The organism is Glycomyces niveus (assembly GCF_017592475.1).
Classification (GTDB): domain Bacteria; phylum Actinomycetota; class Actinomycetes; order Mycobacteriales; family Micromonosporaceae; genus Glycomyces; species Glycomyces niveus.
This window is the reverse complement of the sequence record NZ_JAGFNP010000012.1, coordinates 13,624-38,172: the sequence shown is the minus strand read 5'-3', so window position 1 is coordinate 38,172 and position 24,549 is coordinate 13,624. Positions and strand designations below refer to the sequence as shown.

Annotated in this window: 22 protein-coding genes and 1 pseudogene; 16 read left to right on the top strand and 7 right to left on the bottom strand. The window is 71.9% G+C overall.

The features are described from left to right. The first annotated feature begins 33 nt into the window (after nt 1–33). On the top strand, nt 34–1,239 hold the full coding sequence (locus J5V16_RS19110; RefSeq protein ID WP_208498562.1) for a glycosyltransferase: 1,206 nt from the start codon (nt 34–36) through the stop codon (nt 1,237–1,239). Here the strand turns inward: J5V16_RS19110 and J5V16_RS19105 are convergent. Continuing rightward, a complete protein-coding gene (locus J5V16_RS19105) occupies nt 1,236–1,901 on the bottom strand; it encodes a cellulose binding domain-containing protein (protein WP_208498560.1) in 666 nt (221 codons plus the stop codon). The two genes, J5V16_RS19110 and J5V16_RS19105, sit on opposite strands and share 4 nt — an antisense overlap. 229 nt (nt 1,902–2,130) lie before the next feature. On the opposite strand from J5V16_RS19105, the gene J5V16_RS19100 reads away from it, so the two are divergent. The 4 genes from J5V16_RS19100 to J5V16_RS19085 all read left to right on the top strand — a co-directional run bounded on the left by J5V16_RS19100 (nt 2,131) and on the right by J5V16_RS19085 (nt 8,261). Continuing rightward, a complete protein-coding gene (locus tag J5V16_RS19100; protein ID WP_208498558.1) occupies nt 2,131–4,452 on the top strand; it encodes an FdhF/YdeP family oxidoreductase in 2,322 nt (773 codons plus the stop codon). 231 nt (nt 4,453–4,683) lie between these two features. Continuing rightward, nucleotides 4,684–5,505: a formate dehydrogenase accessory sulfurtransferase FdhD gene (fdhD, locus tag J5V16_RS19095; RefSeq protein ID WP_208498556.1), complete on the top strand. Its 822-nt coding sequence runs from the start codon at nt 4,684–4,686 to the stop codon at nt 5,503–5,505. Nucleotides 5,506–5,732: 227 nt separating this feature from the next. Continuing rightward, on the top strand, nt 5,733–6,263 hold the full coding sequence (locus J5V16_RS19090) for a hypothetical protein (protein ID WP_208498554.1): 531 nt from the start codon (nt 5,733–5,735) through the stop codon (nt 6,261–6,263). 291 nt (nt 6,264–6,554) lie between these two features. Further along, a complete protein-coding gene (locus J5V16_RS19085; RefSeq protein WP_208498552.1) occupies nt 6,555–8,261 on the top strand; it encodes a DUF6055 domain-containing protein in 1,707 nt (568 codons plus the stop codon). 98 nt (nt 8,262–8,359) lie between these two features. Here J5V16_RS19085 and J5V16_RS19080 read toward each other — a convergent pair whose 3' ends face one another. The 3 genes from J5V16_RS19080 to J5V16_RS19070 all read right to left on the bottom strand — a co-directional run bounded on the left by J5V16_RS19080 (nt 8,360) and on the right by J5V16_RS19070 (nt 12,291). Continuing rightward, entirely contained in the window at nt 8,360–8,947 is a 588-nt protein-coding gene (locus J5V16_RS19080; protein ID WP_208498550.1) for a TIGR03086 family metal-binding protein, read from the bottom strand. A 126-nt stretch (nt 8,948–9,073) separates the two neighbouring features. Next, nucleotides 9,074–11,317, bottom strand: coding sequence for a rhamnogalacturonan lyase family protein (locus J5V16_RS19075; RefSeq protein ID WP_208498548.1), 2,244 nt, complete (start codon nt 11,315–11,317; stop codon nt 9,074–9,076). A gap of 203 nt (nt 11,318–11,520) precedes the next feature. Then, entirely contained in the window at nt 11,521–12,291 is a 771-nt protein-coding gene (locus tag J5V16_RS19070; RefSeq protein ID WP_208498546.1) for an AraC family transcriptional regulator, read from the bottom strand. 76 nt (nt 12,292–12,367) lie between these two features. Between J5V16_RS19070 and J5V16_RS19065 the strand changes: the two genes are divergently transcribed. Then, the gene (locus tag J5V16_RS19065) at nt 12,368–13,531 is read left to right on the top strand and encodes an MFS transporter (RefSeq protein ID WP_208498544.1); all 1,164 of its coding nucleotides are present in this window, start codon (nt 12,368–12,370) and stop codon (nt 13,529–13,531) included. A gap of 17 nt (nt 13,532–13,548) precedes the next feature. On the opposite strand, the gene J5V16_RS19060 is transcribed toward J5V16_RS19065, so the two are convergent. Beyond that, nucleotides 13,549–14,580 (bottom strand): LacI family DNA-binding transcriptional regulator, encoded by a 1,032-nt coding sequence (locus J5V16_RS19060; RefSeq protein WP_208498542.1) that lies wholly within the window; start codon nt 14,578–14,580, stop codon nt 13,549–13,551. Nucleotides 14,581–14,837: 257 nt separating this feature from the next. Between J5V16_RS19060 and J5V16_RS19055 the strand changes: the two genes are divergently transcribed. The 9 genes and pseudogenes from J5V16_RS19055 to J5V16_RS19025 all read left to right on the top strand — a co-directional run bounded on the left by J5V16_RS19055 (nt 14,838) and on the right by J5V16_RS19025 (nt 21,437). Then, nucleotides 14,838–15,659, top strand: a complete 822-nt coding sequence (locus J5V16_RS19055; protein WP_208498540.1) for an SGNH/GDSL hydrolase family protein — start codon at nt 14,838–14,840, stop codon at nt 15,657–15,659. Nucleotides 15,660–15,782: 123 nt separating this feature from the next. Continuing rightward, nucleotides 15,783–16,595, top strand: a complete 813-nt coding sequence (locus J5V16_RS19050; protein ID WP_208498538.1) for an SGNH/GDSL hydrolase family protein — start codon at nt 15,783–15,785, stop codon at nt 16,593–16,595. 171 nt (nt 16,596–16,766) lie between these two features. Then, nucleotides 16,767–17,171 (top strand): YchJ family protein, encoded by a 405-nt coding sequence (locus J5V16_RS19045; RefSeq protein ID WP_208498536.1) that lies wholly within the window; start codon nt 16,767–16,769, stop codon nt 17,169–17,171. Between the two features lie 94 nt (nt 17,172–17,265). After that, nucleotides 17,266–17,826 (top strand): TetR/AcrR family transcriptional regulator, encoded by a 561-nt coding sequence (locus J5V16_RS19040; RefSeq protein ID WP_307793019.1) that lies wholly within the window; start codon nt 17,266–17,268, stop codon nt 17,824–17,826. Between the two features lie 20 nt (nt 17,827–17,846). After that, nucleotides 17,847–18,035, top strand: a pseudogene (locus J5V16_RS25815) (short-chain dehydrogenase); the annotation flags it as partial. A gap of 64 nt (nt 18,036–18,099) precedes the next feature. After that, the gene (locus J5V16_RS24650; RefSeq protein ID WP_243901465.1) at nt 18,100–18,291 is read left to right on the top strand and encodes a hypothetical protein; all 192 of its coding nucleotides are present in this window, start codon (nt 18,100–18,102) and stop codon (nt 18,289–18,291) included. An 85-nt stretch (nt 18,292–18,376) separates the two neighbouring features. Then, on the top strand, nt 18,377–18,946 hold the full coding sequence (locus tag J5V16_RS24645) for a hypothetical protein (protein ID WP_243901464.1): 570 nt from the start codon (nt 18,377–18,379) through the stop codon (nt 18,944–18,946). Nucleotides 18,947–18,986: 40 nt separating this feature from the next. After that, nucleotides 18,987–20,264: a glycoside hydrolase family 1 protein gene (locus J5V16_RS19030; RefSeq protein ID WP_208498534.1), complete on the top strand. Its 1,278-nt coding sequence runs from the start codon at nt 18,987–18,989 to the stop codon at nt 20,262–20,264. 168 nt (nt 20,265–20,432) lie between these two features. Next, a complete protein-coding gene (locus tag J5V16_RS19025) occupies nt 20,433–21,437 on the top strand; it encodes a TerC/Alx family metal homeostasis membrane protein (RefSeq protein ID WP_208498532.1) in 1,005 nt (334 codons plus the stop codon). A gap of 44 nt (nt 21,438–21,481) precedes the next feature. Here the strand turns inward: J5V16_RS19025 and J5V16_RS19020 are convergent, their stop codons facing one another. Next, complete coding sequence (locus J5V16_RS19020) at nt 21,482–22,594, bottom strand: MFS transporter (RefSeq protein WP_208498530.1); 1,113 nt, start codon at nt 22,592–22,594, stop codon at nt 21,482–21,484. After that, the gene (locus tag J5V16_RS19015; RefSeq protein ID WP_208498528.1) at nt 22,584–23,210 is read right to left on the bottom strand and encodes an HAD-IA family hydrolase; all 627 of its coding nucleotides are present in this window, start codon (nt 23,208–23,210) and stop codon (nt 22,584–22,586) included. Before J5V16_RS19015 ends, J5V16_RS19020 begins: the two co-directional genes overlap by 11 nt. 59 nt (nt 23,211–23,269) lie before the next feature. On the opposite strand from J5V16_RS19015, the gene J5V16_RS19010 reads away from it, so the two are divergent. Beyond that, nucleotides 23,270–24,460 carry an ROK family transcriptional regulator gene (locus tag J5V16_RS19010; RefSeq protein WP_208498526.1) on the top strand — a complete coding sequence of 397 codons (1,191 nt, stop codon included), beginning with the start codon at nt 23,270–23,272 and terminating at the stop codon, nt 24,458–24,460. Nucleotides 24,461–24,549: the final 89 nt, after the last annotated feature.

Here is a 24,549-nt window from a genome sequence, read left to right as displayed (position 1 = left end):
GGCTCCAGCCGAAACCGTTCGAACGGGGAACCGATGCGCGTCCTGCTCTCGACCTACGGTTCGCGCGGCGACGTCGAGCCGATGGCCGCGCTGGCGGTGGCCCTGCGCGGGCTCGGCGGGGAGGCGGTGGTGTGCGCCCCGCCGGATCGCGAGTTCGCGCGGCTGCTCGCCGATGCGGGAGTGCCGATGGTGGCAGCGGGGGAGGCCGTGCGCCCCTTGGTGACCGGGACCGGACCGCCGCCGACCGGAGCCCTCGCGGCCCGGACCGCCGCGATCCTCGACGCGCAGTTCGCGCAGATCAGCACGGCCGCAACAGGATGCGATGCGATCGTCGCGACCGGCACCTTCCCGGTCGCGGCCGCCGCGCGGACCGTCGCCGACGTGCTCGGGCTCCGCTTCCACCATGTGAGCCTCCAGCCGACGCTCCTGCCGTCGAAGCACCACCCGCCGCCCGCCCGCCCCGGGCGGCCACTCCCACCCGGCGTCGGCGACAACGAGGCGCTCTGGGACCACGACGCCGCCGGCATGCAGGCCCTCTACGGCGAGCCCGTCAACCGCGTCCGGGCCGCGAACGGACTGCCGCCCGTGGGGAACGTCCGCGACCACGTGCTCACCGCCCGGCCCTGGCTCGCCACCGACCCGCTCCTGAACCCCTGGCCCGCAACCGATCCCGTCATCCAGACCGGCGCCTGGGCCCTCCCCGACCGACGCCCGCTCCCGCCCGCGCTCGAGGCGTTCCTCGCCGCCGGGCCGTCGCCGGTCTACATCGGATTCGGCAGCATCCCCGTCCGGCCCCGGGACGACTTCGCCCGCATCGGCATCGGCGCCGCCCGCAGGCAGGGCCGCCGCCTCATCCTCGGAGGCGGCTGGGCCGAGCTCGCTCCGATCGACGACCGCGACGACTGCATCGCCGTCGCCGACGTCAACCACCAGGCCCTGTTCCCGCGGACCGCCGCCGTCGTCCACCACGGCGGCGCGGGCACCACCGCCACCGCAGCCGCCGCGGGCGCACCCCAAGTCGTCGTCCCGCACATCGTCGACCAGCCCTACTGGGCCGAACGCGTTGCTCTCCTCGGCATCGGCGCCGCCCACCTCGGCCCGGCCCTCACCACCCGATCCCTCGCCGCCGCAATCGAAACCGCACTCCGGCCCGAGGTCCGCGCACGCGCCGCCGCCATCGCGGGAGCGACCCGCACCGACGGCGCCGAGACCGCCGCCAGGCTCCTCCTCGATCCCTAAACGGCCGTGCAGGACACCGACCCCGGCAGATCCGCCCGGTCGCCGAGCTCCGCCTGGAACCCCGCGACCGCGTTCTCACCCGGATCGAGACGCGCGTTCCAGTCCTCGCTCCCGAACCGGCCGCCGCCGAGGTCCCGCATGCTCCAGTAGTGGTAGATGTCCACGTCCCGCAAGTCGAGGTCGACCTCCCACGACTCCAACGCGACACCCCCGGAGTTCACCACCTCGACGGACACCTCGACCGAGTCGTCCCACTCCTGCTTCACCGTCAGGCTCGCCGAACACGACAACCCCGAAGGCCCGCCCGACTCCTCCACCGCAGTAGCCGACTCGCTCGGGGCCGTGCTCGTCGGGGCCGCACTCGACGGCGCCTCCGAGGTCGGCGCCGCCGTCGACTCCGAAGGCGACGCCGCCGACGCGCTCGTCGCCAACGCCGGAGCCCCCGTGCTCGACTCGCCCGCACCATCCGGAATCGACGGCGCCTCAGGACCCTCGATCACGTCGACGGCCTCACCCACCGGGTCCTCGCCGAACACCCCGAACTGCCACAACGCCACCGCGGCGGCCACCGCCGACACCCCGCCCAGCACCTGCAGCAGACGACCGTGCAGCCGCCCCCGCCCAGCCGGAGGATCGTCCTGCGCGCCAGCAGCCCCACCCATCGCCACCGCCTTCCACTGCGGACCCCCTCGCGGGACCGGGACGGTGGACCCGCGCCGGTCCGCCGTTCAGCGTACCCGGACCGTGACGCCCCGACAGTCCGCGCCGATTCGCCCCGATACCCACTGAACTGGGATTTCAACCCGAGAACATGCCGATTCGCGGCGAATCCGGCCCGACACCGCCCGCAAGCCCGCCCGCCCCCGCACCCCGGCCACCTACACTTTCCGCATGAGCAAGGCGCCCGAAACCGACCCCGCCCAGGACACCCCCGACGTCCGCAGCCCCAGGCACCACGCCGTCGGACTCCCCGCCGTCACCAACTCCCTCCGCCACATCGGCGCCCAGACCGGCCTCAAACGCGGCCTCCCCCTCCTCCGCGACGTCAACCAGGCCGGCGGCTTCGACTGCCCCGGCTGCGCCTGGCCCGAACCCGCCCACCGCCACCCCGCCGAATTCTGCGAGAACGGCGCCAAAGCCCTCGCCGAAGAAGCCACCCGCCGCCGCGTCGACCCCGCCTTCCTCTCCGCCCACCCCCTCACCGACCTCGCCGACAAGTCCGGCTACTGGCTCGGCCAGCAAGGCCGCCTCACCACCCCCGCCTACCTCCCCGAAGGCGCCACCCACTACCAGCCCGTCACCTGGGACGACGCCTACGCCCTCATCGCCGCCGAACTCGACGCCCTCGACCACCCCGACCAGGCCGCCTTCTACACCTCCGGCCGCACCAGCAACGAAGCCGCCTTCCTCTACCAGCTCCTCGCCCGCAAACTCGGCACCAACAACCTCCCCGACTGCTCCAACATGTGTCATGAGTCCTCCGGCGCCGCCCTCGCCGAGACCATCGGCATCGGCAAAGGCAGCGTCACCCTCGACGACCTCCACCAAGCCGACCTCATCATCGTCGCCGGCCAGAACCCCGGCACCAACCACCCGCGCATGCTCACCGCCCTTGAGAAGGCCAAACGCGCCGGCGCCCGCATCGCCACCGTCAACCCCCTCCCCGAAGCCGGCATGCAGCGCTTCAAGAACCCCCAGACCGCCCGCGGCCTCGCCGGACGCGGCACCGACCTCACCGACCTCTTCCTCCAGATCAAGGTCGGCGGCGACCTCGCCCTCTTCAGCATCCTCAACCGCCTCGTCCTCCGCGCCGCCGAAACCGACCCCGCCGCGATCGACCGCCACTTCATCGACGCCCACACCCACGGCTTCGACGCCTTCGCCGCCCACCACGGCGCCCGTGACGAGTCCGGCGACGCCGCCGCGCTGGCCGACGCGGTCGAGCGGACGGGGCTCGCGGCGGAGGAGATCGAGGCGCTCCTGGACATGGTGCTGACCGCCAACCGGATCGTGGTGTGCTGGGCGATGGGCCTGACCCAGCACCGGCACGCCGTGCCGACCATCCGCGAGGTCGTCGCGTTCCTGCTGCTGCGCGGCAACATCGGCAAGCCCGGCGCGGGCGTGTGCCCGGTGCGCGGGCACTCGAACGTGCAAGGCGACCGCACGATGGGCATCTGGGAGCGGATGCCCGACCGGTTCCTCGACGCGCTCGGCACCGAGTTCGACTTCGCGCCGCCTCGCGACCACGGTTTCGACACGGTCGGCACGATCCGCGCCATGCGCGACGGCGAGGTGAAGGTCTTCTTCGCGATGGGCGGCAACTTCGTCGCGGCCACCCCGGACACGGCGGCGACGGAGGCGGCCATGCGCCGCTGCCGCCTCACCGTGCACGTCTCGACCAAGCTCAACCGGTCGCATGTGGTGACCGGAGCGCGGGCGCTCATCCTCCCGGCCCTGGGCCGCACCGACATCGACGCGCCGGGCGGGCGCGAGCAGTTCGTGACCGTCGAGGACTCGATGGGCATCGTGCACGCCTCGCGCGGCAGCGTTCCGGCCCTGAGCGCGGACATGCGCTCGGAGGTCGCGATCGTCGCCGGTCTCGCCCGCGCGGTGTTCGGCCCGGACGACCCGGTGCCGTGGGAGGAGTTCGCGGCCGACTACGACCTCATCCGCGACCGGATCGAACGGGTCGTGCCCGGCTTCGACGACTACAACGCCCGCGCCCGCGTCCCCGGCGGTTTCGCGCTGCCGCACGCCCCGCGCGACGGGCGCGTGTTCCCCACGGCCACCGGCAAAGCGAACTTCACGGTCAACCCCGTGACCTCGCCGGAGGCAGGGCCGGGACGGCTGCTGCTGCAGACCCTCCGCAGCCACGACCAGTTCAACACCACGATCTACGGGCTCGACGACCGCTACCGGGGCATCCACGACGGCCGCCGGGTCGTGCTGGTCAACCCCGAGGACGCCGCCGAGCTCGGCCTCGCCGACGGCGCCTACTGCGATCTGGTGAGCGAATGGGCCGACAGGGACCGCCGCGCCCCGCACTTCCGCATCGTCCACTACCCGACCGCGCGCGGCTGCGCCGCCGCGTACTTCCCGGAGACGAACGTCCTCGTGCCGCTCGACTCGGTCGCCGAGACCAGCAACACCCCGACCTCGAAGTCGATCGTGGTGCGGTTCGAGCCGGACTCCTCGGGTGCTTCGCCGTCCTGACCTCCTGGGGCCCCTCCCCCCCCGCCCCCTGCCCCGCCCACCCGAATCTTGCGAGCCTTCGGGTTCTCCGGCGCCGACGCTCGAGCGTCGGCGCCGAGGCCCTCCGGTCGTGAGTTCCGACCTCCTTCCTCCTCCTTCCTCGTACTCCGGGGCCCGCCGCGCTATACAGGCAAGTACAGCTCGGCGAACCTGAAGGGGAGCTGAAGCCACCTGAAGGGAACCTGAAGCGACATGGGCCGCGTGACCGTCCGCCGCAAGACCACCCGCCTCGCCGGCGACCGACGCTCCGAGCGCGTCGACACCCTCGCCGTCGAAGAACCCCTCGAACTGCGGGTCGGGGGCGAATCGCTGCAGGTCACCATGCGCACGCCCGGCGACGACTTCGACCTCGCGACCGGCTTCCTCCTCGCCGAGGGCGTCATCACCCGGCCGCGCGACATCGTGAGCATGCGCTACTGCGCCGGCGTGGACGCGGACGGCGAGCAGACCTACAACCTCCTCGACATCGTCCTTGCCGCCGACGTCGCGGCCCCGCCGAAGTCGGCGACGCGGAACACGACCGTCACCTCGGCGTGCGGGGTGTGCGGCAAGGACAGCCTGGAGGACGTGCGTACGAAGGCGGCCTGGAGCGTCGCCGAGGACGACACGGCGATCGCCGCCGGCGTCCTGGCGTCCCTCCCGGGCCGGCTCCGCAAGGCGCAGAAGATCTTCGACCGCACCGGCGGCCTGCACGCCGCGGGGCTGTTCACCGCCGCGGGGGAGCTGATCACCGCGAAGGAGGACGTCGGCCGGCACAACGCGGTCGACAAGGTCCTCGGCCAGGCCCTGCGCGAGGGCATGGTCCCGTTGCGCGGCACCGTGTTGGCCGTCTCCGGCCGGGCCTCGTTCGAGCTGGTGCAGAAGGCGGTCATGGCCGGCGTCCCGGCCCTCGCCGCGGTGTCGGCGCCGTCGTCGCTCGCGGCGGAGCTCGCGGAGGAGTCGGGGCTGACGCTCGCGGGCTTCGTCCGGGAGGACACGATGAACCTCTACGCCCGCGCCGACCGCATCGCCTGACCCGTCACTCGCCGGTAGCCGCGAGTACGACCGCGGCATTCGGCCGCGGCCTGGGGTTCCCTGACGCGTGGTTCACCGACGACGAAGGCGGATCGCAGTCCGTCGGCGGCACGATCGTCTCCGGTGCGGGCGGCGACGAGGCCGCCGTGCGGCGTGTCGTTACCGGAAAGTAACTTCCGGCCTCGCTACGTTCGTCCGCAAGCGACAACTGAACGGAGGCTGCAGCCATGGACGACACCACCGAAGCAGACGTCAAGGCCCGCATCACGTCCCTCGTCCTCCGAACCGCGGCCGACGGGCGCGCCCGCTTCCCGCTGCCGCCCGCCGAATCACGCGCCGACCACCGCAAAGGCCAGCGCGGCAACGAGAAACGGAAGCGCCGCTACTTCGGCGGCAACCCGCACGCGGGCATGAGCACCCAGATCTGGGTCACCAAACCGATCCTCCGCACCCGCGGCTGGACCGACACCGCCATCCGCGACTTCCTTCCCGAACCCGAACGCTACAAAACGAACCCGCACTACGAAGGGTCGCGCCGCCCGATGTCCCTCTGGAGCGCCGAGACCGTGGGCCGCATCGAAGCGACGCCCGCCTGGCAGGCCTGGCTGCGCCAGTCCCTGGTCCGGCGCCGCCTCAGCCTCGACGACCTGCGCACCGCGCGAGACCAGGGCTTCCACCGCCGCACCGCCGCCGTGAACGCGGCCGTCAACGCCTACCAGCGCGCCGACGCCAGGCGCCACCGCCCACGCGGCGGCTGACCGCCGTGGTCGGCTCGGCGGCGCCGGTCCGCCGCCGAGTCGACCGGGACGACTGTGACGGTTGTGGCCAAGAGAGTTTCGTGAGTAGGAAGTCGGCCGTGTCATGACATGGGCGGTTCGTTTCTGAAATTCCATTCGCTTGTGCCCGCGCCGCCGTGCGCGATCTAATATTTACGTCCGTAAATATTAGCTGCGGTCGGCGTCATGGCCTGCGCTAGCAGGCCGAATGCCGTCGCGGGATCGGCCGTGGGCGCGCCGGAACGGTTGCGCCCGAGCGAAGGAGCTCACCTCATGGAAGTCACACGCAGCCGGAGACGCCGGCTCGGAGCAGTCGGTTTGGCGGTGGGCGCGGTGGTCGCCGCGTCCGTCGCAGTGGTGGCGGCAGTCCCGGCATCTGCCGCCGCTTGCGACGCCGTCCAGTACTCGATCACGTCCCAGTGGGGCACCGGCCACAATGCGGCGGTGGCCATCAAGGCCGGTTCGGAGTCCATCAACGGGTGGAAGGTCGAGTTCGACCTGCCGTCCGGGTCGAGCGTCCAGAACGCCTGGAACGTCGACCACACCCAGTCGGGCGCGCACTTCACCGGCGAAGATGTCGGCTGGAACGCCCAGATCGCCGCCGGGCAGACGAAAGAGGTCTTCGGCCTGACCGTGACCGGCACCGGCACGATCCCGACCTCGTTCAAGGTCAACGGGGTCGCGTGCGGCGGATCGTCCACGCCCACCTCGACGCCGACCTCGGCCCCGACCGAGACGCCGACGGGGAACCCGCAGCAGCAGAAGCAGACCCGCACCCCGCGGTTCCTCATCGAAGCGGGCGCCGAGACCGACAACTTCGTCAACTCGGCGAACTTCACGGTCCGCTGGGGCGACGCGGTCGACGTGGTCGCGTGGGGCCAGCAGCGCGGCTACAGCAACTACCCGCAGTGGGTCGCGAACCACATGGAGGAGATCTACGACTACTACGTGAACCGGGTCGGCTTCGTCGACCCCGCCGACCACGCCGTCGGCTCCCAGTACCGGATCAACCTGTACCTGTGCGGCACCTGGTCGAACGGGTTCCTGCCGCCCGCGAACTGGGCCGGGCCCGACGACATCGGCGTCGGCCACATGTGCCTGCCGTACGACAAGATCTGGGACGACTGGGTCGAATCCCACGAGTTCAACCACATCATGCAGTCCTACGCGAGCGACATCAACGACGCCAACGGGAACGGCGGCGGCTGGGGCCACGGCAACCCGGTCGCCGGGCCGGTCTGGGAAGCGCACGCGAACTACATGGCCCGCATGCAGCGCCCCGAGGTCGTCCTCGGCTCCGGCTACTACCTGGAGCGCCAGCACTTCCGCTGGCTCGCGCAGGAGACCTACTACGGCGACTGGCTGATGTTCGACACGATCGCCGAACTCTACGGCGCCGAAGCCGTCGACCGCCTCTGGTTCGAGGCCCGCCAGGGCGAGCACCCGATCGACACGATCAAACGCGTCCTCCAACTCGACCACCAGGAGTTCGCCACCCTGATCGGCGAGATGACCTCCCGCCAGGTCGTCTACGACTTCGACCAGGGCGCGGCCATGCGCACCGACCTGTGGCGCGGCGGCGGCAGCTACCGCCCGCTCCACACCGACCCGCTCACCGGCCTCGGCTCGAACCGGTACCGCATCGGCGCCGCCGACGCCCCGCACCAGTACGGCCACAACATCATCCGCCTCAACCCGACCGCGAGCAGCGTCGGCGTCCAACTCACCGGCGCCTCCAGTCTCACCGGCGCGGACTGGCGCTTCCGCCTCGTCGCCGTCAAGGCCGACTTCTCGGTCCGCTACAGCCCCCTCTACACCCCGGGCCAGACCGCGAACTTCTCCCTCCAAAGCGGAGAGACCCACATGATGCTCGTCGTCGCCGCCACCCCCTCCCAGCACCGCAACTACACGATGTGGCAGACCGGCGTCGGCGATCCCTTCCCCTACGAGCTCACCATCACCGGCGCCACCCCGTCCTGACCACCACCGCAGCGCCCGCCCGCGGGTGCAGCGGCCCGACACACCGACCGGCCCCGCCGCGATCGCTGCGGGGCCGGTCGCTCGCGAACGCGCCCGGCCTACGGGCGCCAGGCCGGGTCGCGGCCGGTGAGGGCGATGAGCCGGTCTTGGGGGGCGGCGTCGGCGGGGAGGGCGACGACGGGGCCGTAGATGCCTTCGCGGGCGGACTGGTCGTGGGCGTCTCGGGCGACGAATTCGACCAGGGTCGCGACGGTGTCCGCGGGGAGGTCGAAGTCCTGGCCGGTGGCGCGGGCCAGGTCCCAGCCGTGGACGGCGAGCTCGTTGAGGGCGACGAGGCCCATGATCGCCGCCGGGAGGACGACGCCGCCGGCGACCGCGTGGCCCTCCCATGCGCCCTCCGAGGACCATGCCTCGGCGAGGGTGTCGAGACGGTGCCGCAGCTCGCCGCGCCACTCGGGTTCGAGGTCGGTCGCGGGCTCGGCGGGCGGGGCGTCGTTGTGGGGGCCGCGCTCGCCGCGCGCCGCCGCCGTGAACGCCAGGCACAGGCCGAGCAGGTGGTTGAGCAGCTGCGCCTGCGTGTAGCGACCGCACGGCGTCGGACCCGCCGACCGGTCGTCCTCAACGCCGTCGATCAGCCCCGCCACCAGGTCAGCGACCGGCTTGAAGTTGACATCGGTGTGCGCCATGCGTCTTCGCTCCTCTGATCGGATGCACTTCTCGCCATGGAGACGACGCGGCCCGCCAGAATTCATCGGACCTGAAAAGGCGGGGGCCCGCGACGTGCGTCGCGGGCCCCGGCATCGTGGGGGAGATCAAGGCGTCGAGATCGCCGGGAACGGATAGCTCGTCACATCACTGCCGATGTAGAAGCTCGGATGCGGCGGCTGGTTGTACGCCGTGTTCTGCCACGCGACCGCCACCCGGTACTGCGGGTCGTGCATCAGCGTCGCGATGCGCAGGTTCGTGGTCGACGGGGTCGCGTAGATCCGCAGCGCCGCGTTGTCGCCCGTCCGCCAGACCACCTCCTCCCGCCAGTCCCCGAACAGGTCCGCCGAGAGCCCCGGCGTGGCCTTCGTGCCGTTGTTCGACGCCACGCCGGCACCGGTCAGCAGCGTCCCCGACGGGTAGTTCGTGATCGCCGTGCCGTCCAGCAGCTCGCGCTCGCCGTCGCCGTCCCACCAGGACACGAAGTTGATCGACGCCGGCTTCGCGCCGATGTTCGCGCCCGACGCGTTCAGCAGGCCGCTGACGTTCGACGACCAGTACTCGGCGCCCGCATTGCCCGACAGGACGTTCGCGGCCACGCCGCGCCCGTTGTCGCCGCTCGCCGGCGTCTGGAACAGGATCGACCCGTTGGACCCGTTCAAACTGGACGAAGGCTGGCTGGCGCTCTCATGCGGCATGAACACCTCCTGGCCCGCCCGGCCCGGCACGAAGTCCGAGACGTGCAGCGCATCGCCGTGCCCGAACCCCGTGTTGTACAGCGCCTGCCCGTTCGAACCGACCGCCATCGCACCGAACACCACGTCCTGGCGGCCGTCGCCGTTCAGGTCCGCGATCGAGAGGCTGTGCGCCCCTTGCCCCGTGTACTGGCCGCCCGCGCTGTTCGAGTCGAACACCCAGCGCGACACCAGGTCCGTGCCGTTGAAGTCCACCGCCCAGATCACGCTGCGTGTGTAGTACCCGCGCGAGAAGACCATGCTCGGGCGCCGACCGTCCAGATAGGCCGTGCCCGCCAGGAACCGGTCCACCCGGTTCCCGTAGTTGTCGCCCCAGTTCGACACCGTCCCGCGCGGCGGCTGGTAGTCGATCGTGTCCAGGATCGCGCCGTTCGCGCCGTTGAAGATCGTCAGATATTCAGGGCCCGTGAGGATGTACCCGCCGCTGTTGCGGTGGTCCGCGCCCGCGTTCCCGACGACCTGGCCCGTGCCCGACACCGTCGCGTCGGCGGTCTTCATCGCGATCTCCGCGTCGCCGTCCGAGTCGTAGTCGTACACCTGGAACTGCGTGTAGTGCGCACCCGCCCTGATGTTGCGGCCCAGATCGATCCGCCACAGGCGCTGCCCGTTCAGCCGGTACGCGTCAATGTAGACGTTCCCCGTGTAGCCCGACTGCGAATTGTCCTTCGCGTTGCTCGGATCCCACTTCACGAGGTACTCGTACTGGCCGTCCCCGTCCAGGTCGCCCACGCTCATGTCGTTCGCGCTGTACGTGTACGCCTCGCCCGACGGCGTCGTCCCGCCCGCGGGCCGCTGGATCGGGACGTCCCGGTACCCGCTCGAGTTGAACACCGCCTCCGCACCCGACGGGGCGCCGACCGTCCCGCCGTTCACGGCCGCGACCGTGTACGTGCCGCTCCCGCCCGCGTCGAGGTAGTTCGTGGCGCCCGTGATCGGGCTGCCGTTCAGCAGCGTCCCGTTGCGGTACACGTTGAACGCCGTGCTCGCCGTGTCCGTGCCCAGCAGCCGCCAGCTGACCAGGCTCCCGCCGCCCGAGGGCACCACCGTCACCCCGCGTCCCAGGTCCTCCATGATCGGACCGGTCTGCGCCGCCGACCCGTCGGTGAGCTCGACGTAGTCGATGTTCGCCAGACCGGCCGCCGACGATGCCACGAGTCGCACCATGTTGCTCCCGGCGTTCACCGGGACCGCGACCGTCTTCGTCGACCAGGCGGTCCACGCGCCGGTCGCGCCGAACGCGCTGGCGGATGCCACGGTGGCGCCGTTGACGACGATGTCGGCCGGGCGGGAGTCGGTGGCGCCGTGGGCGTACCGGATCGCGAGGGTGGCGGTGCCGGCGCTCGCGGCGTTGACGGTGAACTGGGCGGCGGCGCCGGAGGCGTTGGTGGAGTTGCAGAATCCGCTGCCGGAGTAGCCGGTGTGGTTCGAGTCGATCGTGCCGTCGCAGACGGCCGGGGCGGTCTCGGCCTCGTAGCGGACGGTGGCGGCGTTCGCGTCGGTCATCGCCCACATCGTTGCGGCGACGGCGACCAGCCCTATGGCGGCGGCCGCCGGTGCGCGGAGGCGTCTCGCCCGGGGGGAGGTGGACTGCTTCATGTTCACTCCGTATCTGATGGTGAGGGCGCGCCAGACCAGGGAACGCGAAGGCGCGCATCGGCACAGGGTGAGGTGAGGTGAGGGGCCGGGCGGCGTGCCGGGCGACCGCGGCCGTCTGCAGGACATATTGAAATATCGAATTGAATCGATATAATGACGGGAGTTCAGGATAGCCCGCAAGCGCCATCAAGGCAATGGCCGCCCTACAGCCGAAGGTCGGGCTCGCTTCTCACATACTCGCCCGGCGTCACGCCGAACGCCTCCCGGAACGCGCCGATGAACGCGCTCGGGCTCGCGTACCCGCACGCTCCCGAGATGCGCGTGACCTGGTGCCCCTCCGCGAGCAGCACCAGCGCGTGGTGCAGCCGGAACTGCCCGCGCCACTGCGCGAAGGTCATCCCCGCCTGCTCCCGGAACAGCCGGCTCAGCGTCCGCTCCGACGCGCCCACGGCCGTCCCCAACTGCGCCAGCGTCCGCCGGTCCGCCGGATCGTCCTCCAGGAGCGCCACCACCTCGCGCAGCCGCGGATCCGGCAGCGCGGGCAGGAACCGCTGCGGCGCTTCGACACCGCGCAGCAGGTCGAGCACGACCCGCTCGAGATGGACCCGCGTGTCCGCCGCGAGCCCGGCGTCGTCGGTCAGGCACGTGACGGCCTCGCGCAGCAGCGGCGTGAACGCCAGCACCGTCGGGCGCGCGATGAACGGCCCCGGGCCGTCGGTCGCGAACAGGATCGCCCGCATCTCGGTCGTCCCGCACGCCCGGTGCGCGTGGTCCGTCCCGGCGGGCATCCACACCCCCTGGGACGGCGGCACCACCCACACCCCCGACGCCGTGAACACCCGCAGCACCCCGCGCCGCGGGTAGATCAGCTGGTGCCCGTCGTGGCGGTGCCGGTCGATCCGCTCCAGGTGCGAGAGCATCCGGATCGGCGAACTCGGAATGATCCGCCCGTCAACATGGCCGTCGATCGACATAACTCGGCAGAATACCGTTAGCCGGAGCCCGCGGCGAGTCGGAATCCTTGGGACGAACCGACAAGGAGCACCGCGCATGACCCAGACCGCCGCCCCGACCGCGCCCCGCCGGGACGCCTCGCCCTCGCCGCTGCGGCGCATGTGGCTGTGGGGCACCGCCCACGCCGTGGACGACCTCTACCAAGGGCTCGTGCCCGCCGTCGTCCCCTACTTCGTGCTCGACCGCGGCTACGGCTACGTCGCCGCCACCGGCCTCACCCTCGCCGCCGCCCTCGGCGCCTCGATCCCGCAGCCGCTCTTCGGGCTCCTGGTCGACCGCCGCCGCCTCGACTGGTTCGCCCCCGCGGGCGTCGCCCTCGCCGGTCTCGGCCTCGGCCTCGCTGGACTCGCCGGCCCGTACTCCCTGGTCCTCGCCCTCGTCTTCCTCTCGGGCCTCGGCGTCGCCATGTTCCACCCCGCCGCGGGCAAAGGCGCGCGCGAAGCGGCCGGCGACAGCGCCACCGGCATGAGCATCTTCGCCGCGGGTGGCTCGGTCGGCTTCTTCCTCGCCCCCGTCCTCGCCACGCCCGCCCTCATGGCCATGGGCGTGGGCGCCACCGCGCTGTTCATCCCGCCCGCCGTGCTCATCGCCTTCGTCATGCTCCGCAAGCACACCCGCGTGAAAGCGGCTCCGCCCCAAGTCCGCACCGGCACCGACCGCTGGGGTCCTTTCGCGGTCCTCACCGCGATCGAGGTGGTCCGCTCGATCCTCTGGGTCGGGATCATCACCTTCATCGAGCTGTACTGGATCCGCCACCTCGGCGCCGGCCACGCCGTCGCCGGGACGGCCCTGGCGGGCTTCATGCTCGGCAGCGTGATCGGCACCCTCCTCGGCGGGCGCCTCGCCGACCGCTTCGGCGCCATCGCGATCACCCGGCTCGGCGGGGTGCTGATCATCCCGCTGCTCGTCCTGCTCAGGATCACCCCTGGCGAGTACGCACCGCTGGTCCTGGCCCTCGCCGTCGGCGTCGCGATCAACATCCCGTTCGCGGTGCTGGTCAAACTCGCGCAGGACTACCTGCCGACCCGTCCCGGCACCGCCGCGGGGGTCACCCTCGGGCTGGCCATGAGCGTGGGCGGCCTCTTCGCCCCGGTGTTCGGGCTCATCGCCGAACGGCAAGGCCCCGAAGGGGTCTTCACCGTCCTTTGCGCCGTACCGCTGACCGCCGTCGTCCTGGGGCTGTTCCTCAAGAGGCCCTGACCCGCCGACCGGTGGTTTCAGGCTTTGCGGCGCGGCGGGGCCGTGGACTCGCGGACGACGAGCGTGGTCGCGAGCTGCACGTGGTGCGAGTCGGGGACCTTGCCCGCCGCGAGGTCGAGCACGGTGCGGGCGGCGACGCGGCCCATCTGGCGCAGCGGCTGCTGCACCGTGGTGAGCGGCGGCTCGACCCACATCGCGTTGTAGGTGTCGTCGAAGCCGACCACGCTGAGGTCGCCGGGGACGTCGAGGCCGCGTTTGCGGGCGGTGCGGATGACGCCCACGGCGATGCTGTCGCTCGCGGCGAAGACCGCCGTCGGCGGGTCGTCGAGGTCGAGCATCCGCTCGGTGAGGACCGCGCCGGTCTCGGCGTAGAACGTGCCCGAGCCGGTGAGCGAGGGGTCCACGTCGATCCCGGCGGACTCGAGCGCCTCCCGGTAGCCGTGGAGGCGTTCGCGCGCGGGCAGGGAACCGGGCGGGCCGCCCGCGAAGCCGATCCTGGTGTGCCCCAGGTCGAGCAAATGCCGGGTGGCCTGCACGCCCCCGGCCCAGTTGGTGGCGCCGAGGCTGGTGACGCGCTCGTCGAGGGGGTTCGCGGGGTCGACGACGACGAGCGGCAGGCCCAGCTGCTCGCACATGTCCCGCTCCGCGGTCGTCAGCTGCGCGGTCACCAGGACCAGGCCGGCCGCGCCCTGCGCGGCGATCGCCTTGATCCGGTCGACGCCGATCGGGTCGTTGTGCCCGGGCGTCTCGGCCTCCAGGGAGCTGGTGACGACCTCGACGCCGAGTTCGCGGCCGCCGCTGATGATCCCGTCCAGCACGTACACCGCGTACATGTTCAGGAGCGTGTCGAAGACGACGTGGATCGTCTGGGGCGCAGGCGATTCGCGCGGGCCGGTGGTCGGCACGTAGTCGAGCGCGGCGATGGCGTCGCGCACGGCCTTGCGGGTCGCCTCCGCGACGCCGGGGCGGCCGTTGAGCACCTTGGAGGCCGTTGCCTTGGAGACGCCCGCCCGCGCGGCCACCTCGCTCAGCGTCGCCCGACTGCTCATCTGCTGCACCTCTTCGCCTCCGTGTGCGGCCCATTCTAGCCCCAGGAGGAAACAGTTTCCGACCGGGTTCCGTAAACTTCCTTGAAACTGTTTTGCATCCCGCGGTGCGGAGACGGGCTACAGTGGACGCCGCGCGACACGTCGTCACGCACCGTTCTTATTGCGACACAATGGACTTCCCTGTCTATAATGACGCGGTCCTCCGGCGGGGGACCCACCGGTCCACCCGCCGGCCCTGTCGACAACAAGGAGACCCTGTGTCCTTCAAGGAAGGCAAGTCGCGCCGCGTCCTCGCCAGCGCCGCCGCCGTCGCGGCGATCGCGGGCTTCGGCGTCGCCGGCCTCGCCGCTCCCGCCTCGGCCGACATCACCATCCAGCAGTACGCGGCACTCGGCGACTCGTTCGCCTCGGGCGTCGGCGCGGGCGACTACGCCGACGACGGCACGAACTGCTACCGCTCCGCGAACGCCTACGCCAAGCAGGCCAGCGTCGAACTGGGCGAACGGCTCTGGTTCGAGGCCTGCTCGGGCGCGCGCGTCGAGGACGTCATCGCCAACCAGCTGAACCACCTCTACGAGGTGAACACCGAGCACGTCACGATCGGCGTGGGCGGCAACGACGCCGGCTTCTCCTCCGTGCTGACCGCCTGCGCGGGCACCGACACCGCGCTGTGCAAGGCCGCGATCACCAACGCGCGCAGCATCATCACCGACTCGCTCCCGGCCGAGCTCGACGACCTCTACACCCGCGTCGAGAACCGCGCGTTCTCGGCCGAGATCGTCGTCGTCGGCAACCCGCGCCTGTTCAACGAGACCGCCTGCCAGGGCGCGCTCGCGATCACCCCGGAGGAGCAGGCGCTGCTCAACGACGCCGCCGATCTCCTCGCGGAGACCACCGCGGCCGTCGCCGCCGACCACGGCTTCGACTTCGCCGACCCGCGCGCGGCCTTCGACGGCCACGGCGTGTGCTCGGCCGACCCGTGGATCCTCGGCTACACCGGGACCCTCGAGTCGTTCCACCCCAACGCCGCCGGCCAGGACGCGTACACCGACGTCGTCCTTCCGATGCTCGACTACTAGAGGCAACCGCGACCGGCCCCGGGGGAGTCTTCTCCTCGGGGCCGGTCGTCCCGTTTCGACGGCCGTCCCCGGGACCCCACGGGCCGGGCCACCCGCCCGACCCGACACATCAAAAGGAGACCCATGACCCGATCCACTGAGCGCCTCGCGCGCACCCTCGCGGCCGCGGCCGTCGCCGGCATCGCGGCGGCCTCGTTCGCCGCCCCGGCCTCCGCCGCCGGCACCTGGTCGCCGCGGTACGTCGCCCTCGGCGACTCCTATGTGTCCGGTGTGGGCGCCGGCGACTACGCCGACGACGGCACCGACTGCTACCGCTCCGCCAACGCCTACCCGCAGCTCGTGGCCGCGAGCGTCGGCGCGCGGCTGTCGTTCGACGCCTGCTCCGGCGCCCGCGTCGAAGACGTCGTCGCCGAGCAGCTCGGCAACCTGACCTGGCGCACCCGCGAGGTCACCATCGGCGTGGGCGGCAACGACGCCGGCTTCTCGAACGTGCTCGGCGCCTGCGCCGGCACCGACACCGCGCTCTGCCAGGGCGCGGTCGCGAACGCGCAGGCCGTCATCACCGGCACGCTCCCCGCCGAGCTCGACGACCTCTACACCCAGGTCGGCGACCTCGCCCCGTTCGCCGACGTCACCGTCGTCGGCAACCCGCAGCTGTTCAACGAGACCAGCTGCTCCGGGACCCTCGCGATCACGCCGGCGGAGCAGGCGCTGCTCAACGAGACCGCCGACCTCCTCGCCGACACCACGGCCGCCGTCGCCGCCGACCACGGCTACGAGTTCGCCGACGTCCGCGACGCCTTCGCGGGCCACGAGATCTGCTCCGCGGACCCGTGGATCCTCGGCTACACCGGCAACATCGAGTCGTTCCACGCGAACGCCGCCGGCCAGGCCGCGTACGCCGAGGTCGTCACCCCGTACCTCGAGGACTGCTAGCAAGGCGCGCCGCACCGGCCCCCGGGCCCGTGCGGCGCTCCCGCACAAGCCCCCAATGCCGAAACGCGACGCCCCCGCCGGCGCGCCCCCCCCCCCCCCCCGCGGCCTGCGCCCCGCCCCCCCCCCCCCCCCCCCCCCCGGGCCGGTGCGGCGCTCCGGCACAATCCCCCTATGCCGAAACGCTCCCGCCCGTCCCGCCCGTGCCCGTGCGGCTCCGGCGCCGCGTACACCGCCTGCTGCGGGCCGCTGCACGCCGGGACCGCCAAGGCCCCCACCGCCGAAGCCCTCATGCGCTCGCGCTACAGCGCCTTCGCCCTCGGCGACGCCGCCTACCTCATGCGCACCTGGCACCCCGAGACCCGCCCCGAGCGGCTCGACCTCGCCGACGACGGCCGCCGCTTCACCGGCCTGCGCATCCTCGAGACGACCGGCGGGACCGCCCTCCACACCCAGGGCACCGTCCGCTTCCGCGCCGACTACACCGACGCCGACGGCCCCGGCTCCCAGACCGAGCACAGCGCCTTCGAGCGCATCGGCGGTAACTGGCTCTACGTCGACGCGATCGATTTCGCGTAGGCTCCCGGCCGTCGAACGACTTGTCGAAGGTGCGGGGAGTGCCTAACCTCGTCGGGTGAGTTTCGACCCTCCGCCGCCCGCCAAAGACCGCCGGGTGCGACGAACCCGCGCCGCCCTCCTGGGCGCCGCGACCGCGCTGGTGAGCGCGCGCGGCACCGCGAACGTCCCGGTCTCCGACATCGCCGATGCCGCGGGGGTCAGCCGCCAGCTCGTGTACCTCCACTTCGGCGACCGGGACAACCTCCTGCTCGAGGCGGCCCTCGACCTCGCGCGCCGCGAGCTCACCGAGCCGTGGCAGGACAGCCCGGGGGAGGCGTTCGGGCGGGAGCGGGCGCTCGCGGTCGCCCGCCACTTCTGCGCCCACCAGGGCTTCTACCGGGCGATGTTCGCGACGGCGAGCGCGTTCGCGCTCAACCGGGTGGTGACCGAGCTGCTCGCGCCGCTGCGGCGCGACGCCCTCCTCGCCCGCTTCGGCGACGCGCTCCCGGCGCGCACCGCCGACGACCTGGCCGTGTTCGTCACCGGCGGCGGTACCGCCCTCATGAGCGCCTGGCTCGTCTCCGGGGAGGACCCGCTCGACCCCGAGGCCATGGCCGACCGGCTCGAGGCCGTCGGCCGCCTCCTCGCCGACGCCCTGGCCGCCGCGGCGGGCTAGCCCACACCTCGGTTGCGGGAATGCCGCGAACGGTCGTCAACCAGGACGCGCTCGACAAGCTCGCCGCCGAGATCGACGTCCGGCCCGTCGCCGGGGACCTCACCGCCGCCGACGTCGTCGACCGGGTCGTGGCCGCCGCCGACGGCAAGGTGAACGGCCTCGCCAACGTCGCGGGCATCATGGACGGCTTCCTGCCCGCCGCCGAAGTCGACGACGCCACCTGGGACCGGGTCTTCGCGATCAACGTCACCGCGCCGATGCGCCTCACCGGTCATGACCAACATCGAGGGCACGATGAAGTCCCCGCTCGCCGGCGAGCGCGTCGGCCCGATCCTGCAGGTCGTGATCCCGGCCCCGGCCACCGCCGACGTCCTCGCGAACTCGATCGCCTGGCTCCTCAGCGACGACGCCGCCAACGTCAACGGCGTCGTCCTCCCCAGCGACGGCGGCTGGTCCGCCGTCTAGGGCTCCCGGGCGCCGCCCGGCGACGGCGGCGCCCCCGGCGGCCCCTCGGTACGATGAGGAGCGTGGGCCGACCCGAGGAGCGCCGATGGACGAAGACGGACTCAAGTCGGTCGCCATGCTCCTGCAGGCGCGCAACGAGATCGAAGCGCGCATCACCGACATCGTCGGCCGTCCCCTCGTCCACGGGCACCTCTCCGACTGGATCGGCGCGCAGATCTTCGACATCGAGCTCGCGCCCGCCGCCCACCGCGCCGTCGACGGCTGGTTCCGCTCCGGCCCGCTCGCCGGGCGCACCGTCAACATCAAGCACTACACCCGCGGCGACGGCCTCCTCGACCTCACCGACTCCGACGAGCTCGAGTACTACCTCGTCATGACCGGCCCGCGCGGCCCCGCCCACCCCCGCGCGCACCGGCCCTGGGGCATCGACCACGTCTACCTCTTCGACGCCTTCGACCTCGCCCAGAAGCTCCGCGCCGAGATGCGCCGCATCGGCGTCGCCACCAGCGTCCGCGCCGAGCACTGGCACGCCGCCGAGATCCACCCGCGCGCCGCCGTCCAGGGGTTCCGGCTCACCGCCGCCCAGACCGCCGCGCTCGCCGGCTTCGCCTCGTTACCGTCCGGTATTCCCCTGCGGGCCTTCCCGTGCCTATGATGTTGAGGCACAAAACGGGGGAGAAACGGAGCATTCCCCCATGCGTGCTTTCAGTCGGCTCCTGGCCTGCCTCATCGTCGCCGCCTCCCTCCTCGCGGCCGCCCCCGCGAACGCCGCCGAGCCGGTCGCGCCGCTCCCCGACGACTTCCTTTGGGGCGTCTCGTCATCGGGCTTCCAATCCGAAGGGTCCAACCCGGACTCGAACTGGCTCCGCTACTCCCAGGAGAAGGAGCCCGTCGGGAACGCCGTCGACTTCCGGCACCGGTACGCCGAGGACATCGCGCTCGCCGCCGCGATGGGCGTCGAGGTCTACCGGTTCGGCATCGAATGGGCCCGCGTCGAACCCGCGCCGGGCGAGTGGGACGCGACCGAACTCGCCTACTACGACGACGTCGTCGCGCACATCACCGCCGCCGGCATGACCCCGATGATCACCCTCAACCACTGGGTCCACCCCGGCTGGGTCGCCGACCAGGGCGGCTGGAAGAGCGACGAGACCCTTGAGGACTTCACCGCCTACAGCGAGCGGATCGTCGCCCGGTACGCCGACTCCGGCGCCATGTGGGTGACCTTCAACGAAGCGACCCTGTACGTCTACCAGGAGATCGACAACGGGGCCGCGACCTGGTTCGACGCGCCCTGGATCTTCGACCGGCTCGCCAAGGCCCACAACGCCGCCTACGACCAGATCCACGCGGCGAACCCCGCAGCCATGGTCACCTCCAACCTCGCGTTCATCCCCCTCTCGCCGTGGCTGTTCGACGCCGCGTTCATCGACAAGATCCGCAACCGGCTCGACTTCGTCGGCATCGACTACTACCTCGGCCTCAGCCTCGACAACCTCACGGCCGCCCGCGCCCTCACCGGCGAACTCGCCGACGCCCAGCCCGACGGCATCTACTACGCCCTCCGCTACTACGGCGGCAAATTCCCCGACCTCCCGCTCTACATCGTCGAGAACGGCATGGCCACCCACGACAACGCCGAGCGGCCCGACGGGCTTTCCCGCACCGAGTTCATCGAGGACCACGTCTACTGGATCCAGCGCGCCGCCCAAGACGGCATCGACGTCATCGGCTACAACTACTGGTCCCTCACCGACAACTACGAATGGGGCTCCTACACCCCCCGCTTCGGGCTGTACACCGTGGACGCCCTCGCCGACCCCGACCTGGAACGACGCGCGACCGACGGCGTCGCCGCCTACACCGCCGTCATCGCAGACGGCGGCGTCCCCGCCGACTACGAGCCGGTCGTGCGAGCGTCCGTGTGCTCACTCATCGACCCGCCGCTGAGCTGCCTCGTGCCCGCGTCCTGAGGGCCGAATCGCCGTTTCCGCTGCGCAGTGGCCATGATCATGCTTTGGTCGAGGTCACGCTCGACAGGGTGGTCGTGACAAACGGGGCACGCGGCCGTTAGGATGCGGGCACTGCGGGTCTGATGTCAGTCCTGCAGTCGTGATGATGGCAATCTGACGGAGGAAGCGTTGCTCGATATCAGCCCTCTCACTTGGGCCGTAACCATCGGATTCATCGTGGCCCTGCTGGCGGTGGACCTGATCCTCGCGGCACTGCGCCCCCACCACGTCGGGTTCAAAGAGGCCACGGCCTGGTCGGTCTTCTACATCGCCATCGCGATCGGGTTCGGCGTCTGGTTCGGCATGCAGTACGGCAACGCCGCCGGCACCGAGTACTTCGCCGGGTACATCATCGAGAAGAGCCTCTCGGTCGACAACCTCTTCGTGTTCGTGATCATCATGAGCACCTTCGCCGTCCCCGACCACCACCAGCACAAGGTCCTCACCTTCGGCATCGTGCTCGCGCTCATCATGCGCGCGATCTTCATCGCCCTCGGCGCGGCCCTCATCAACTCCTTCTCCTTCATGTTCCTCCTGTTCGGGCTCCTGCTCGTCTACACCGCGATCCAGCTGTTCCGCCACCGCGACGAAGACCCCGACATCGAATCGAACGTGATGGTCCGCGGCGCCCGCCGCTTCCTGCCCATCACCCCCGACTACGTCGACGGCAAACTCCACGTCAAAGTGGACGGCAAGCGGCTGTTCACCCCGCTGTTCATCGTCCTCATCGCCATCGGCTCAGTCGACCTGCTGTTCGCCCTCGACTCCATCCCGGCCGTCTTCGGCGTCACCCAGGAGGCGTACATCGTCTTCACCGCGAACGCCTTCGCGCTGCTGGGCCTGCGCGCCCTGTTCTTCCTCGTGAAGGGCCTGCTCGACCGGCTCGTCTACCTCTCGCTCGGCCTGTCGATCATCCTGCTCTTCATCGGCGTGAAGCTGATCCTGCACTGGGGCCACGTCGACATCGACCCCGCGATCCCCGAAGTCTCGACCCCGGTCAGCCTCGCCGTCGTCATCGGCGTCCTAGTCGTCGTGACCATCGCGAGCCTCATCAAGACCCGCATGAGCCCCGAGGAGAAGGCCCACGCCGGTTCGCTCTCGGCCACCAGGAAGAAAGAACCCGAAGAGCGCTAGCGCGCACGAAGCGGCCCGGACCACGCCGGTCCGGGGCCGCTTCCCTAGGCGCGCCTCGCCAGGAACAGCAGCACCAGCAGCAGCGGCAACGGCAGCAAGAACGCCTCCCGCAACCCGATCTGCCCGTCCAGCCAACCCAACGCCGCCGGCGCGGCCAAGATCGCCGTCCCCGACGCCAGCGAACCGATCGACGCCGAATGCCGCCCGCTCAAACCCGGAATCCCGACCAGACGGCCCAGCATGATCGGATACAACGGCGCGATGCCCAGGCTCGCCACCGCGATCCCCGCCGTCACCACACCCGGATCCCGCCCCAGGTACACCACCACCGTCCCGACCGCGACCGTCCCCAGCGCCGCCGGCACCGCCCACGACCGGTCCACGAACCGCGGCCCCACCAGCCGACCCACCGCCATCCCGATCCCGAACGACGCGCCCAGCGCCGAAGCCGTCCCCAACGCCACCCCCGTATCGACCAACCGGGCCACACTCCAGATCGCGAAGCAGAACTCCACCCCGACGCACAGGACGATCCGCGCCCACCCCAGCGAAGCCGGACCCACCGGCACCGGACCGTCCCCGCCCCCATCATCGAGCGGACCGCGAACCGTGCGATGCACGACAGCCGCGACCAGCACCGGGACCGCACTCAACAGCGCCCACCGGCCCGGCACGCCCACCGCCTCCAGCGCCCCGAACGCCAGCGGCGCGCACACCCCCGCGGCGCTGGCGAGCCCGACCATGACCGCGATGCGCTTCGCCGCCCCCGGACCGCGCAGCAGCGACGGCGTCGTCAATCCGATCGCCGCGCACCCGAAGCCGACCATGACCGATCCGGCTCCGGCCAGCGCGAGCCGCGGCGAGGCCGCCATGGCGACCGCGCCGACCGCGATACCCGCGCACGACACGCGCATCACCAGGCCCGCCCCCGCGCGGAGCACCGCCGGGCCGACGAGCGCCGCGAGCACGAGCCCCGCACCGAAGGTCATGGTGAGCCAGACGAGTTCGCCGCGCGGCCGCTCGAGTTCGGCCGCGATCCCGGCGAGGTACGGCCCGTACGAGGACACGAGCAGACCGAGACCGATCTGCGCCAACGCGACCACGCGGGCCACGCCCTGCGCGTCCGCCTCGGGCGCGGCGCGAACGTCAACGGCCATCGGGCACCAGCAGCTCCGCGAGGTGCCCGAGGTCGCGCAGACGCACGTCGGCGTCGAGGCCGCGCAGGGACGCGGTCATCGCGCCCGCCGCGCGGCCCGCGGCGAGGCCCGGCTCGGAGTCCTCGACGACGAGGCACGCGGCCGGATCGACGCCCAGCGCCCTGGCGGCCAGGAGATACCCCTCGGGGTCGGGCTTGCCGCGCTCCACGTCCTCGAACGTGAACAGCAGCGGCGGGACGATCCCGGCGGCGGCGAGGCGGGCCTTCGCGAGCCGGTCGTCGGCGCTGGTGACCACGGCCCAGGGCAGGCCGATCCGGTCGAGCGCGGCGAGCAGCGCGACGGCGCCCGGCGTGGGGACGACGTCGGCGAGGTCCTCGTACTGGAGGTCGAGCTGGCGCTGGGCGGCGGCTTCGACGCCGGCGGCGTCGAGGTCGGGCCGCAGGCGGGCGACGGTGAGGTGCGCGGGGCTGCCGTGCATGTCGGCGAGCGCATGCGCGGGGGCGACGCCGTACTCGACGGCCCATGCGGCCCAGGCGCGTTCGACGGCGCCGTCGGAATCGACCAGGGTGCCGTCCATGTCCAGCAGGACGGCTTCGGGGTTGCTGTAGCTTCGCATGAAGCCCTCCGGGGTAGAAATAAACTCGTAACGCGAGGATAATTCCTGGAGGTCCCCGAGTGCAAGCCGCAACCCCCGCCGCCGAAGAGCCCGGCCCCGCCAAGATCGGCCGCGCCGAGGCCGCCCGCTGGAGCGGCGCGCTCGACCTCCTGCGGCTCGTACGCTCACGCCCCGGCGTCACCCGCGCCGAAGCCGCCCGCGAGATGCATGTCGGCAGCGGCACCGCCACCGAGATCGCCGCCCGCCTCCGCGCCCTCGACCTCATCGCCGAAGCCCCCGCCCCGCCCACGGGGCGCGGCCGCCCGACCACCGTGCTCCACGCCCACCCCGACGGGCCGCTCGCCGCCGTGGTCGACGTCCGCTACGCCGACTGGACCGTGGCCATCGCCGACCTCGAAGGGACCCTGGTCGAATCGACCACCGGCCGCCACGCCTCCAAACGCCCCGACCGGGTCTTCGCGGACCTCCGCGAAGCCGCGGGCAACCTCGCCGACCGGTACGGCGGCCGCGTCCGAGCGGTCTCGATGTCGGCGACGGGCACGGTGCGGCGCAGCGCCATCGTCCAGTCCAGTGTGCTCGGCTGGCGCGATGTGGAGGTCGAACCCCTGCTTCCCGGTGTGCCCCAAGCCCTCGGCAACGACGCGACCCTGGCGGGCCTCGCCGAAGCCCGCCTCTCGCACCCCGGCCAGAGCGTCCTCTATTTGACGATCGAGGTCGGCATCGGCGGCATCTTCGTCGACCAGGGCCATGCCGTCACGGGCGCGACCGGCGCGGGCGGCGAGTTCGGCCACGCGCCCCTGGGCGACCCGGCCGTGCCCTGCCCCTGCGGCGCCGCGGGATGCTGGGACGTCGCGGTCGACGGCCGCGCCGTGGCGAGGCTCAAGGGCGAAGCCGAGCCGGAGGACCCGCGCGCCTATCTCATCGAGTCGCTGGTGGACCCCGAGTCCCGTGCGGCCGTGGAGGAATGCGCGACGGTGCTCGGGCGGGGGACGGCCGGACTGGTGAACATCCTCGACCCGGAGATCGTCTGTCTCGGAGGGCTGGCGCCGGAGCTGCGCCGCGCCGTGCCCGAGTCCTTCGGCGGCGCCTACCGGGCGGGCCTGATGGGCTTCCGCCGCGACGACCCGCCACCGGTGGTGCCCTCGGCCCTCGGCCCGGACGCCCCGATTCTCGGTGCGGCCGAAGCCGCCTGGGACATGATCCTCACGGAAGGCGGCATCGCCGCCTGGACCGAGGAACGCTCGGACTAGGCGATGCGGCGCCGGAGTACACCTGAAACCCGTTCGCGCAGGATAGGACAGAGGGCCGGGGGGGACCCGTGGGGGGAGAACCGCCCACA